We start from the raw sequence: 14,238 nt of genomic DNA on the forward strand, positions 1-14,238 counted from the left end.
TTCTATGACAATAGAAAAAGACATTTGCCTCAAATTGAAACAAATGCCTTTCTTTTTTCTGTATTCTATTCTGATATACATGAACAACATCACTATTGTACCCATGCATTATTGCTTATTTTCCTAAGCTAAATGCGTCATGAACAGCGTTCATAGAAACATCTACATATTTTTCGTCAATCAATACTGTTACTCTAATTTCAGATGTTGAAATCTGTTTAATATTTACGCCGCAATCATATAATGCTTCAAACATTTTTGCTGCAACACCAGCATTTGTCATCATCCCTGCACCTACTACAGAAACCTTTGCTACGTTTTTCTCAACATCAACTTCATGGCATTTTAAACTGCCTTCTCTATGTCTGTTAATAATTTCAACTGCTTCATCTGCTGCATCTTCTGCAACGGTAAAGGAAATATCCTTCGTTCCATCACGTCCAACGGACTGTAAAATAATATCTACATTAATATTATGATTGGCTAAATGATTAAATAATTTAAATGCCACTCCAGGCTGATCTTCCAAACCAATTACCGCAATACGTGCTGTGTTTTTATCGCAAGCTACACCACTAACTAACATCTTTTCCATATTAACTACCTCCTTAACAACTGTCCCTTCTGTTGTATTTAAACTTGAGCGAACTACTAACTGTACTCCATATTTCTTAGCCATTTCGACAGAACGGTTATGAAGTACCCCAGCACCTAAAGATGCAAGTTCAAGCATTTCATCATATGTGATTGCATCAAGCTTTCTTGCATTTTTAACAACACGAGGGTCTGCTGTAAATACACCATCTACGTCTGTGTAAATTTCACAGGCATCTGCATGTAGAGCTGCTGCCAGTGCAACAGCAGTTGTATCGGAACCGCCTCTGCCTAGGGTTGTATAATCATCAAACTGGTTAATTCCCTGGAAACCTGTAACAATAACTATTTTACGGTTTGCAAGTTCATTTTTAATACGATCTGTATCTATTCTTTTCAGTCTTGCATTGCCATATGCAGCAGTTGTATGCATTGCTACCTGAAATGCATTCAAAGAAATTGCTGGAATTCCCAATGAATTCATCGCCATCGCCATCAGTGCAACTGAAGTCTGTTCTCCAGTTGTTAAAAGCATATCCAATTCTCTTTTTGATGCATTTGGATTAATATCCTTTGCCTGTGCCAAAAGGACATCTGTCTGTTTTCCCATTGCGGACAAAACAACAACAACGTCATTTCCTTTGCTGTATTCATCAATACATCTTCTGGCAACATTAAAAATTCTCTCTTTATCGGCTACAGATGTACCACCGAACTTCTTTACTATTAACATAGCTGCCTCCTAATTTGTTCATTCCTTATCTATTTTCTAAAAATTCAGAAAGAAGAGTATACCCTTCTTCTAAATAGTTACCACTAAGTTTAGCATCCTTCTCATTATAATTCCAGTCATGTGTTTCTTCTTTTGTACTATCATATAGTAAATATGGAACTGGATTAGATGTATGGGTACGAATCGCAATTGGCGTTGGATGATCTGGCATAATCAGCATACGGTAATCTGCTCCTGCCTTCTCCAGTCCTTCTTTTACCACACGAATCACTTTGGAATCCAAGGATTCAATAGCCTGCAGTTTTCTTTCTAAACTTCCCTGGTGTCCCATCTCATCTGGAGCCTCTACGTGTATATATGCAAAATCATAATCCTCTTTTACTAATGCGTCAACTGCTGCCTGTGCTTTTCCTTCATAATTGGTATGAAGAGTACCATCAGCACCTTTTACCTCAATGTTTTTCAGTCCGGCACCTACGGCAATTCCTTTTAATAAATCTACCGCTGAAATCATAACGCCTGTTTTCCCAGTCTTTTCCTCAAAGGAATCTAATACCGGTTTTGTGCCTGCTCCCCAGAACCATATAGAATTCGCTTTATTTAAACCTTTTTTGGCACGTTCTATATTTAGGGGATGCTCATTTAAAATGTCATAACTTTTCTTCATCATATCTTTTAATAAGTTCTCTTTTGGAAGATAGTCATTAATTACTTTTCCTAGTATATCATGTGGTGGCGTTAAATCAGCCACTTTTCCTTTATCCCATATAAGCAAATGGCGGTAACTTGTTCCAACATAATACTGGAACATTTCATTTTGAAGTTCTTTTTGAACTGCCTCTAATAAAACAGCAGCATCTTCTGTTGATATCTCGCTGGAACTGTGGTCAATTATCGTCTTCTGCTCATAAGGAAGATCATCCTCCGATACCGTTACAATATTGCAGCGAATTGCAATATCTGTATCCTTCATATCAACACCTATGCTCAATGCTTCCAACGGAGAACGTCCTGTATAATATTTTCTTGGGTTGTATCCAATTACAGCTAAGTTGGCTGTATCACTTCCTGGATTCATTCCGTCAGGAATCGTATGTACTAATCCGATTCTTGCTTTCTTTGATAATTCATCCATACATGGGGTTTTGGCATACTCTAATGGGGTTTTGTTTCCTATCTCTTCAATAGGTTCATCTGCCATGCCATCTCCCAATACAACTACGTACTTCATTTTTCCCTCATTTCTGCGCATCTTTACACAGGCTACGGGAACTCTTTATCCTGTCTCCAGATCCTGTGCAGATTAATATACGCTTTTTGCTTTACTAAAATGCAACTCGAATTCTAGATATCATATTTTCAAATTTATTTACTGCCTCACCGAAAGCTTTTTCCTTCATTTCTGGTGTAATAAATGCATATTCATCCTGAAATCCTGCTTTAACTTCTGTAACAGTTCCGAACACTTCTTTGACTTTTGCCTCATTCTGTTCTTTAGAACCTTCCAAACGAACAAAGAACTTTTGAGATGCTTCATCAATGCTAGCTAACTCTAGCTTCTTACTGCTCCAGATTGTCATGATATTTGTTCCTAAATGTTTTGCTGCATCCACTACATCTGCAACTACTGCACTTGCAGTTGGAAGTTTTCCAGCACCTTTTCCATAGAACATAACATCTCCTAGAAGGTTTCCTTTTACAAAAATACCATTGAATACATCATTTACACTATACAATGGGTGTTTATCATTTATCATCATAGGTGCTACCATTGCATACACTTTGTCGCCAGATTTTTTACTTGTTCCAAAGATTTTAATGCTTGCATTTAATGCCTTTGCATATTTAATATCCTTATCTGTTATCTTGGTAATGCCTTCTGTATAAATATCTTCATAGTCTACTTGCATCCCATAAGCTAAAGATGTTAAAATAGCAATTTTCCTGCAGGCATCATAGCCTTCTACATCTGCTTCAGGATTTCTCTCTGCATATCCCTTTGCCTGTGCATCTTTTAATACAGTCTCAAAATCAGAACCTTCTGTACTCATCTTTGTTAAGATATAGTTCGTTGTTCCATTTAAAATTCCAGTAATCTCTTCAATTTCGTCTGCTGTTAAAGACTGATTAAGTGGCCTGATAATTGGAATGCCTCCTCCAACACTTGCTTCAAAAAGGAAATTTACCTTCTTTTCTCTTGCAATCTGTAACAATTCTGCACCATGTTTTGCAACAAGTTCTTTATTAGAAGTGCATACGCTTTTTCCTTTTTCAAGAGCTTCTTTCACAAACTGGTATGCTGGATTTGTTCCTCCCATTGTTTCTACAATAATCTGGACATCTGGATCGTTTACAATAACACTATAATCATGAACTACTTTTTTCTGAATCGGATCTCCTTCAAAATCTCTTAAATCCAAAACATATTTCACATTAATTTCATTGCCAGCTTTTTTGTTAATGCTGTCTTGATTTGTGTTAAGAACTTCCACAACACCAGAACCAACTGTTCCATAACCTAAAACACTAATATTTATCATATTGCGCCTCCTTAATTATTCTCTAGCTAATATCTTTAGTGAATGTATTCCTTTTAGGCATTCCATTTCTTCTATCATGATTTCAGCATCAAAGATTTGTGGCGAAATCTCAACACTTATTGTAAGTAATGCGATTCCATTCACCGGGATGCTTTGATGAATTGTCAAAATATTAGCTTTATGATTTGCTACTATATTCAAAACAGCGGATAATAACCCCGGCTCATCATCCATCTGCAACATCAACGTTATCGTTTTTCCTCTTGCATTTTCATGAAAAGGAAATATATCATCTTTATATTTATAAAAGGAACTTCGACTAATTCCTGCCTTGTCTGTTGCCTCTTGAACGGTAATGGTACTTTTTGAATCGAGCAGGCGCTTAGCCTCTACCACCTTCAAAAGAACTTCTGGCAATGCTTTCTCTTTTACTAAAAAGTATTTCTTGTTCTCCATTACTCATCCCCCCTGAATAACAACCTGTTAAATTTTGTGTATGTATAGGAAATACACTTGTTTTTCCACGAAAGATATCTTATCACAGTTTACAGTATAATGCAAGTAACAAAAGGAAAAACCTCCATGTTAAAGAACAAAACAGTCCCAGAACATAAAGGTTTTTCAACACTATTTATAAATTGTAATTACTGATTGTCAACGATAGCTTGCAAGGTATTTGCCTGACCTGCGTCTAGTAAGCCGTCTAAGTCTATTATCAGCACCAGATTATTTTCTACATGAGCCACTGACTCAATGTACTCTGTACCTTGTGCCTTAATAATTACTGGTGCTGGTCCTATCTTGCTATCTTCAAGTTCTACAATTTCTTCAACCAGATCTACTTCTATGGCAATCACTACTCCATTGGATTTAGCAATTACTAACTCTTTTGTTTCAAGATTTTCAGCTGCTGGCATATGAAATTTATCACGTAAGCTAAATACAGGAATAACATCACCACGTAGATTAATCATACCTTTAATGCAATCTGGTGCATTTGGTATTTCTACAACAGGAATATCTTTTTCAATTCCCATAACTTTGCTTACATCAATTCCATAACTTCCCGTTCCAATTTTAAAAATAATCTGCTTCGTCACCATACTTACCTCCATTCTAAAAGTACTATGCTACTTTAGAGAATATCTACCTGCTTACTGACCATTTTAAATAGGCGTTAATAAAGGGATCGATATTACCATCTAAAACACTGCTTACATTACCGATTTCTTCATTTGTTCTATGGTCCTTCACTAAGGTATATGGCTGCATAACATACGAACGTATCTGGCTTCCCCAGCCAATCTCTTTCATTTCTCCACGAATTTGCGCTTCTGCCTGCTGGTTTTCTTCTTTCTTAAGCATATAAAGTTTTGCTTTCAGCATCTGCATCGCCTTGTCTTTGTTTTGAAACTGAGAACGTTCATTTTGACATTGAACTACAATACCAGTAGGAAAGTGCGTAATCCGAATTGCTGATGATGTCTTATTAATATGCTGTCCACCCGCTCCACTAGAGCGATAAGTGTCTATACGAATATCATCATCCGAAACTTCTATGTCAATATCTTCTTCAATATCTGGCATTACATCACAAGACACAAAGGATGTCTGTCTTTTGCCTGCTGCATTAAATGGTGATATACGAACCAGACGGTGCACTCCTCGTTCTGACTTTAAATACCCATATGCATTTTGTCCTCTTATCTCTAATGTGACAGACTTTAAGCCTGCTTCATCACCGTCTAAAAAATCAATAACTTCACAGGTAAATCCTTTCTTATCTGCCCATTTTTGATACATTCTGCAAAGCATGCTTGCCCAGTCGCAGCTTTCTGTACCGCCTGCACCGGCATTCAGTCTCAGAATAGCGTCATTGCTATCATATTCATCCGAAAGAAGCGTTGATATACGAAGTTCTTCCAGATCCGTTATAAACTCATTTAAAGAAGACTCGATTTCCGGAATTAATGAAGCATCACTTTCTTCATATCCTATTTCCAATAAAGTTTCAATATCTTCATAGGAACCGCAGAGTGCTTCATATCGTTCCTTTGTTCCTTTCAGACCTTTTAGTTCTTTCATAACTTTTTGTGATTTATCTGTATCATCCCAAAAACCTGGAGCTTCCATCTCCTTTTCTAACTCTTCTATTCTTAGAACTTTGTTAGCCAGGTCAAAGTGAATCCCCCACTTCTTTTAACGGTTCTTTATAGTTCGCTAGTTTATATTTAAATTGATCTAGTTCAACCACGCAATCGCCCCTTTCCTCTTTCAAATCGAGTATATTAATACTGTTTCTTTCTCTTAGTTTTAAATAACCTTTTTGCCGCAACAGAATTTATATTTCATACCACTTCCACATGGACATGGATCGTTAGGCTGAATTTTTCTTTCTGTTCTTCGAACAGGGCCTTTTGCAACAGTTTCGTCTTTATTCGTACTTGTTACTTTTGCCACCTGCTCTCTTTCAATGTTTTGTTCAATACGAACATGCATTAAGGCTTTCACTGTTTCCTCCGAAATAGCCTCTGTCATTTCTTCAAACATTTCATATCCCATAAATTTGTATTCCATTGCTGGATCTTTTTGTCCATAAGCCTGTAAACCAACCCCTGTACGAAGCTGATCCATATCATCAATATGATCCATCCATTTATGATCTATTACTTTAAGAAGAAGTACACGTTCAATCTCACGAATCTGTTCTGGTTCTGGGAACTCAGCTTCCTTTTCTTCATAAAGCTTCACTGCTTTTTCTTTTAACTCCTGAACCAGTTCTTTCTTCTTCAGGTGTTTTATCTGATCCTCCGTAAGAACGATTTCTTCCATTGGAAAAATAGGAAGCAATAATTCATTCAGCTCATGAAGATCCCACTCTTCTGCATCCTGTTCATCGTTGATTACACGATCAACTGTTCTTTCAATTACGTCAGCTATCATCTTATAGATAGTATCACGCATGCTTTCGCCATCAAGAACTTTTCTTCTCTCTGCGTAAATAATTTCACGCTGTTCATTATTTACTTCATCGTATTCTAATAAGTTTTTACGAATACCGTAATTGTTATTTTCTATCTTCTTCTGTGCCTTTTCAATTGTATTGCTAAGCATTTTGTGCTCGATTGGTTCTCCCTCTGGGAAGCCTAATGAATTAAATATCGTCATTAATCGGTCGGAACCAAACAGACGAAGCAGATCATCTTCTAATGACAGATAGAATCTTGATTCACCCGGATCTCCCTGACGGCCTGCACGCCCACGTAACTGATTATCAATACGCCTGGACTCATGGCGCTCTGTACCTATGATTTTCAGTCCGCCAATTTCCTGTACCCCTTCACCAAGCTTAATATCAGTACCACGTCCTGCCATATTAGTTGCAATTGTAACAGCACCTCTTTGTCCAGCATCTGCAACAATCTCAGCTTCTAATTCGTGGAACTTAGCATTCAGAACCTTATGTGGAATACCACGTTTCTTAAGCATTGCGCTAATTTCTTCTGATGCTTCAATGGTAATTGTGCCAACTAATACTGGCTGGCCTTTCTGATAGCATTCTGTAATTTCTTCTACAATCGCATTCAGTTTTTCTCTTCTAGTCTTATATACAGCATCCTGATAATCAATTCTAGCTACTGGAAGATTCGTTGGCACTTCAATAACATCCATGCCATAGATATTACGGAATTCCTGTTCTTCTGTGATAGCTGTACCTGTCATACCGGATTTCTTATTATATTTATTAAAGAAGTTCTGGAAAGTAATTGTTGCAAGTGTTTTGCTCTCTCTTTTTACTTTTACGTGCTCTTTCGCTTCAATAGCCTGATGCAAACCATCGGAATAACGTCTTCCTGGCATAATACGGCCTGTAAACTCGTCAACAATCAAAACTTCATCATCTTTCACAACATAATCTTTGTCCTTAAACATCAAGTAGTTTGCACGTAATGCAAGTATAATATTGTGCTGTATTTCCAGATTCTCAGGATCTGCAAAGTTATCTAAATGGAAGAATTTTTCTACCTTTGCAATACCTTCTTCCGTTAAAGACACAACTTTGTCTTTTTCATTAACAATAAAGTCTCCTGTTTCTTCATTGTCTTCCTTCATTAAGACATCCATCTTACTTAATTCTTTTTCAGTACCTTTTTCCAATTGTCTTGCAAGGATATCACATGCTTCGTAAAGCTTAGTTGATTTTCCGCTCTGACCTGAAATAATAAGTGGTGTTCTTGCTTCATCAATTAAAATAGAGTCAACCTCATCAATTACAGCATAATGCAAATCACGCTGTACTAGCTGTTCTTTATAAATGACCATATTATCTCTTAAGTAGTCAAAACCTAATTCGTTATTAGTAGCATACGTAATATCACAATTATATGCTGCTCTTCTTTCGTCGTTATCCATACCATTTAAAACACATCCAACAGTAAGTCCTAAAAACTTATGAATCTGTCCCATCTCTTCTGCATCACGTTTTGCCAGATAATCATTGACAGTTACGATATGAACACCTTTTCCTTCAAGAGCATTTAAGTAAGCTGGCAGAGTAGAAACAAGTGTTTTTCCTTCACCTGTTCGCATCTCAGTAATTCTTCCTTGATGCAGAATGATACCACCTATTAGCTGAACACGATAATGCTTTATTTTTAAAACACGAGAAGCAGCTTCTCTTACTGTAGCATAAGCTTCGACTAAAATATCGTCTAATGTTTCACCTTTACTTAATCTTAATTTAAACTCTTCTGTTTTTGCTTTTAACTGCTCATCAGTCAGTGCTTGATATTCTTCGTCAAGTGCCTCTATGCTATCAGCAATAGGATAGATCCTCTTCAATTCGCGTTCGCTATGCGTTCCTAAAAGCTTTGTAATAATACTCATTAGCTTCACTCCTGTACTCTTTTTTCCGATAATGCAATTGTGTTTTATCGAATTTTATTTTCTATAACCCATATTACATTGTACCATTCAATAAGTGTTCAATCAACTTATTTTTTCCATTCTCATATACAGTATGCATACAATATTGCTACATCTTTTGCATTACTGTTTTTCTAATACCTTTGTTTGTATTTGCTTAAAAATGATTTACTAGATATGCTTTATACCCAAAAAAAGAACCCATAATGCTCATGGGTTCTTTTTATCTCCTTTAGAACTCTGGTTCAATTAAACCATATGTATTAGCTTTTCTCTTATAAACTACATTTACTTCATTTGTATACGCATTACGGAATACAAAGAAATTATGTCCAAGCAATTCCATCTGCACGCATGCTTCTTCTGGATCCATTGGTTTCACTGCAAACCTTTTTGTTCGGATGATATTAATTTCTTCTTCATCTTCTTCATCAATCTCTTCTTCTACAAAGCTCTTGTTAAAGTTTACAGCTGCCTGTTTCTGTTCAAGAATCTTGCTTTTATATTTGTTAATCTGACGTTCTATTATTTCTTCTACTAAGTCAATCGAAACATACATATCCTCAGATACCTGTTCTGCCCTTACGATATTTCCTTTCATAGGAATCGTCACTTCTATCTTCTGTCTTTCCTTTTCTACACTTAGTGTAACGTGTACCTCTGTATCAGGAGTGAAATACTTCTCTAACTTTCCGATCTTGTCATAAATAGCTGATTTTAAACCATCAGTTACATCAATATTTTTTCCACTAATTATATAACGCATATAAACCAACTCCTTTTGTCTTTTTTTTATTAATTATGCCCCAAAAGGATGTAATAATTAATAAATCGAGTACAAAGACATTATACCATACTACCCTTGTATTTCAAGTAGCACACCTATTGTTAAGAATCATTTTACAGACACTTAATATTATTTTTACTTATATTTCAGTTTCTAGTGTAAATTGTGTGACAATTCATTTTTAACATTTTAAGATTTTTCTTTAACCTGATAAAACCGATATAGGACAAATAAAACAAAACAAACTTTCGATATTGACACTTTTTATCCTCAAAGTTATACACCTTATACACTGTGGATAAAGTGGATAACTTTGTGTATAACTCAAAAAAACCATAAAATATAGTACATACTATGTGGATTATTTTTTTCACATTTCCACATAGCAAAAAAAGAAAAAAACAATATAGGCAAAAAGACTCTTAAATTTTGTGCATATTGCTTGTAATCTTTATATATCTCTTTTCTAGAATACTTCTTTTAATTTTAAATTTTCTGACAATAAAAATATTATTCTAAATATTCCATTGCTTGGCTGCTTTATTTTTTAATTCTTGTATTCTATCTGAATACTCACTTATTAAATCTGAATATTGCATATCTCGTGGATTTAAGTCATTTTCTAACATAATACTATATGTAATGTTGTTCTTATTAACTTGTGCGCCATATCGATATCCTTTTACTATATTAGGCCAGATAAGCAAAGCACAACTCTCGTCTGGTGCTGCAACGCACAGGTTTCCTGAATAAATCAGGTAATCTGGCTGTTTTACATTGTATAAATACCCATCTTGATCTGTATACACATAACTCATGTGTTTTCTAAATACCTTCATTCCTTTTCCATATGGGTGATATCGACAAAATCTCCATCCTGCCCACAGCAAATTATACCCAGCAAATAGTATCACACACATTACAGCAATTCTTTTTACATTTAATTTCTTTTTCATAACTCTATGATTCTGCTCCCTTCTTTCTTGAATTCTTCATCATGAGTAACCAAAACAACAGTTTTTCCTTCTTTATTCATCTCTTTAATAATCCCCATAATCTTTTTTCCATTTTCTCGATCCAGAGAACCTGTTGGCTCATCACACAAAATTAAATCACATTTTTTCATAATTAGTCTTGCTAGTGCAATTCTTTGCTGTTCCCCTCCAGAAAGTGTATATATTTTTTCATTTTCTACCTGAGGCAACCCAACTTTTTCTAAAGCATCTGCCATATCCACTCCCGATCGATTAATTTTTTTAATCATATTCAAATTTTGCTTTACCGTCTTTTGTTCAACTAGTGCGAAATTCTGAAATAAGAAACCAACTTTTTGACTTAAATATTTTTGCTGGTTTCTTCTTTTACGGATGTCCATTCCATCTACTATAATTTTACCTGAATTATATTCTTCAAGTGAGCCAATCATGTTTAATAATGTTGTTTTACCACATCCACTCGCACCTGAAAACACAATGAATTCTCCAGTCTTAATAGAAAGATTCAAATTATCAAATAATACTTTATCACCAAATGATTTTTTTAAGTTTACAATTTCGATCATACCGCTCCTCCATAACTATAATGACATATTTCCTTTTAATATTCTTTGTACACTGGCTTTTTCTATTCGTCTTACAAAACCAAGCAATATTCCAAGTTCAGCTAAACCCAGTATTAAAAATCCAGTTAATATATAGTAAGGCGATATTTGCGACAGCTTGCTGGCAATTATAAAGCAACTTATTCCACTTAATAACAAGGAGATAAAAGTAGATAAAAAGAGCCTCTGATATTTTTCCAAAATAGTTTCTCCCAGTGTTGTCCTTATTGCCAATTCTACAGAATTAATCGTACACTCATAATATATAACAGTTCGTACCACAATTATTTCAATAATAAGCAAAATAAAAAGCAAAACTGAACCTAGAAATAGAATCCTTTGATAACTTTTTAATATATGCTTATAATTACTATACACATTGGTTATAAAAGTCAGTTCTTCTGAAATATCATTTTGGTTCAGATACTCTTTCCATTCTGCATCATTAAATTTGAACATACAAGCCTGTGTCATATAAATACCATTAAAATAATTAAATGTCCCTGTCATATCCAGAATAAGATTCGGTTTTTTATAATACTGAGTTACAATTTTTCCTTGATTTGAAATTCCCATTATATCAATAGTATCCTTATATGTTATCACTTCATAATCTGCTTTCTGTTTTTTATACATTTCAGACAGCATTTTTAACTCTTCTACTGCCATCTCTTTTTTTATTTCTGGTACAATAAAATAAACTTTTTTATTAAATTTTAAACCTTTTAACAGCTTAATATGCTCTTGCATATACGGAAGAGAACTTTCATTGCACATAATACAAGGTCTTCTGCTAAAAAATCCATTATCTAGATATACACTAAAAAAAGCTTTTCTCTCTTTATTCTTTTTTGCTAGTAACTCCAGCATTAATTTTTCTGTTGTCTCCATCGTTCCATCTTTAGCTGCTACTGATACATAAGAATAGTCTTTATATTGTTCAAAAAAATCTTTTTGACACCAGTAACCATACCCACTAGCAATCATCTCAATGCCAACTGACATCATTATCGAAACCACAATAATTGTCCCTATTTTAAATGCGTAGCTAAATTTTAATATGTTTTTGTCACTCTTACCCATACTCAGAGCACTTTTATAATTTGCAAAAAGAATTCTTAAATAAACAAGTGAATTTAGCAAACAAAAGCTGATTATGCTGATTATGCTGATTTTTATATGATAATCTACATGTATCTGCAAACCATACTTCAATATTATAAATAAGAAAGCGGAATATCCTATACAAGCCACTATATCACATATTATTCGCTTTAAAACCAAATTTGATAAACTTTCTCCATATAAAAACCGGATAATCATTTCTTTTTTTAGTAATGTAGTCTCAAATAACGTAAGTAATAAAATAAATAGGATTCCTATTGCCCATATAATCATTACATTACGAATTGCATGAAAAGAAACATATCCTATTTTCGGAACACTTCCGCCATAGATATCCACTAGCTCACGTTTACAAGCTCTGGCATCCTCTAATTTTCCAATAAAATAAAAAAACTCTACGTCACATTTCTCAGGAATCTCTAAAAAACTTGCCATTTTCACCTCTACATCCCCTAAAATGGCACTTCGATATTTTCCAGTCTGAATGCTTGATTTCTTAGAAACCGCTTCTTTCACTCCATCCATTCCATACACAGTTACCGTCTCCGAATATACAGTATCAATATTTCGCACTACCGTAAATACGAAGCAATTGTTTTTTTTGGCAGTCTTTTCAATCTCACCAAACATTTCCTTTTTAGACTTATTTAGTGGCTGATACATTGTTGTTGTTATGTATTCTGTTTCAAAATAATCTATATTCCATACATACATATCTCCAATAAATAAGAAAATAAATGCAATTATTAAGATACTAGAAATGTATTTTATTTTTTTCATAACTCCACCTATATTAACATTCATTTTACTAAAAACAGGAAATTAGACCTTCAAATCCTAATTTCCTGTTTTTATTTACAATCTAATAATTATTATAATAACTTACAGACGATCCTGAGTGTGTTACATCAACTCTAGAAAGACTGCCTGCCCCTTTTCCCGAACCAGTATGCCATCCTGTCCCATTTTTTAAAGATGCATAATGTGATTTTGTATTATGCTTCGCCCACGCATAATCTTCATCTATTGCCCAAGTATTATACCCATAAGTTAATTCTGCATTATCATTATCACCCGATTTATATCGTTCCCAAGGTTTTGAAAAAGATGAGGCACTAGCCTCTATACTACCTGCAGTTATTAGCACACTCTCCCCTCCAAAAAACAAACCAGAAACAGCAACACCTGTCAAAGCAAGTGCTATTCCTTTTTTCAATGAAATTCTCATAATATTTTCTCCTCTCACCATAACTTTATAATAGGCGTTTGCGAAACGCTATACCCCTTATAAAATCAAGGTATTTTTTATAACAAAATAAAACAACTCCTCACTGGTTTGTGGTAAAATTGAGTTGTCGAAAACAATTCACCTACACCCGAAAGGAGTTGCATCTATATGATACCATACAAACAGCTTTCTTTGGAAGATTTTTTTACAGATTGCCAAAATAAATTTGAAAACAGCAAATATGAATTTCTTGAAATTCTCGAACAAACCATTAACCTTGATGAAATTGTCCTGGCATCTTTTGTCTTACATTTTTACGCTTCCACCGGCAGGCCACGTAAACATCAGCTTTATGCCATGCTTTGGGCTTTGTTGCTACAACGCATTTTCTCGATTCCAACTGACTCGCTCCTGATTACCTTTTTGAAGCATTCCCAAGAGCTTCGTGATTTCTGTGGTTTTGATACAGTCCCTGATGCTTCTAAATTCACCCGTTTTAAGCAGGACTTTCTGCCTGACTTACAATCCATGTTCGACAGTCTTGCAGACCTGACCGAACCGATATGCCACAAAATTGATACCTGCAAGGCTTCCATGTTACTTTTCGATACTTCCGGCATTGAAGCCTGGGTTACGGAAAATAATCCAAAGTATGCCAACCGAATTATCAAGCAGCTGAAAGCCTTTAAAAAAGCAAAGAAACTG

At 34.8% G+C, this 14,238-nt stretch carries 13 protein-coding genes; 1 reads left to right on the forward strand and 12 read right to left on the reverse strand.

Features of this window, described 5'->3' with window-relative positions; translation table 11 throughout:
• Positions 1-115: 115 nt before the first annotated feature.
• The 12 genes from BMY85_RS13475 to BMY85_RS13530 all read right to left on the reverse strand — a co-directional run bounded on the left by BMY85_RS13475 (position 116) and on the right by BMY85_RS13530 (position 13,533).
• On the reverse strand, positions 116-1,327 hold the full coding sequence (locus tag BMY85_RS13475; RefSeq protein WP_092478791.1) for an aspartate kinase: 1,212 nt from the start codon (positions 1,325-1,327) through the stop codon (positions 116-118).
• A gap of 25 nt (positions 1,328-1,352) precedes the next feature.
• Entirely contained in the window at positions 1,353-2,558 is a 1,206-nt protein-coding gene (locus BMY85_RS13480) for a cofactor-independent phosphoglycerate mutase (RefSeq protein ID WP_092478802.1), read from the reverse strand.
• 94 nt (positions 2,559-2,652) lie between these two features.
• A complete protein-coding gene (locus BMY85_RS13485) occupies positions 2,653-3,867 on the reverse strand; it encodes a homoserine dehydrogenase (protein ID WP_092478792.1) in 1,215 nt (404 codons plus the stop codon).
• A gap of 15 nt (positions 3,868-3,882) precedes the next feature.
• Positions 3,883-4,323, reverse strand: coding sequence for an ACT domain-containing protein (locus tag BMY85_RS13490; protein ID WP_092478793.1), 441 nt, complete (start codon positions 4,321-4,323; stop codon positions 3,883-3,885).
• A gap of 188 nt (positions 4,324-4,511) precedes the next feature.
• A complete protein-coding gene (locus tag BMY85_RS13495) occupies positions 4,512-4,970 on the reverse strand; it encodes a chemotaxis protein CheW (protein WP_177180799.1) in 459 nt (152 codons plus the stop codon).
• A 43-nt stretch (positions 4,971-5,013) separates the two neighbouring features.
• A protein-coding gene (prfB, locus tag BMY85_RS13500) for a peptide chain release factor 2 (RefSeq protein WP_143066395.1) occupies positions 5,014-6,121 on the reverse strand; the annotation gives its coding sequence in 2 pieces (ribosomal slippage) (positions 5,014-6,045 and positions 6,047-6,121; 1,107 coding nt in all).
• Between the two features lie 59 nt (positions 6,122-6,180).
• Positions 6,181-8,754, reverse strand: coding sequence for a preprotein translocase subunit SecA (gene secA / locus BMY85_RS13505; protein WP_092478796.1), 2,574 nt, complete (start codon positions 8,752-8,754; stop codon positions 6,181-6,183).
• 271 nt (positions 8,755-9,025) lie between these two features.
• Positions 9,026-9,559 (reverse strand): ribosome hibernation-promoting factor, HPF/YfiA family, encoded by a 534-nt coding sequence (gene hpf / locus BMY85_RS13510; protein WP_092478797.1) that lies wholly within the window; start codon positions 9,557-9,559, stop codon positions 9,026-9,028.
• Between the two features lie 536 nt (positions 9,560-10,095).
• On the reverse strand, positions 10,096-10,536 hold the full coding sequence (locus tag BMY85_RS13515; protein ID WP_092478798.1) for a hypothetical protein: 441 nt from the start codon (positions 10,534-10,536) through the stop codon (positions 10,096-10,098).
• A complete protein-coding gene (locus tag BMY85_RS13520) occupies positions 10,533-11,141 on the reverse strand; it encodes an ATP-binding cassette domain-containing protein (RefSeq protein ID WP_092478799.1) in 609 nt (202 codons plus the stop codon). Before BMY85_RS13520 ends, BMY85_RS13515 begins: the two co-directional genes overlap by 4 nt.
• Before the next feature lie 15 nt (positions 11,142-11,156).
• Positions 11,157-13,085 carry a hypothetical protein gene (locus tag BMY85_RS13525; protein WP_092478800.1) on the reverse strand — a complete coding sequence of 643 codons (1,929 nt, stop codon included), beginning with the start codon at positions 13,083-13,085 and terminating at the stop codon, positions 11,157-11,159.
• Positions 13,086-13,167: 82 nt separating this feature from the next.
• Positions 13,168-13,533 (reverse strand): mediterrocin family bacteriocin, encoded by a 366-nt coding sequence (locus BMY85_RS13530; protein ID WP_092478801.1) that lies wholly within the window; start codon positions 13,531-13,533, stop codon positions 13,168-13,170.
• Positions 13,534-13,701: 168 nt separating this feature from the next.
• Here BMY85_RS13530 and BMY85_RS13535 point away from each other — a divergent pair.
• Positions 13,702-14,238, forward strand: a 537-nt coding sequence (locus tag BMY85_RS13535; RefSeq protein WP_143066396.1) for a transposase, incomplete at its 3' end; no start/stop codon positions are given.

It is taken from the genome of [Clostridium] polysaccharolyticum, assembly GCF_900111595.1.
Taxonomy (GTDB): Bacteria; Bacillota; Clostridia; order Lachnospirales; family Lachnospiraceae; genus Clostridium_AI; species Clostridium_AI polysaccharolyticum.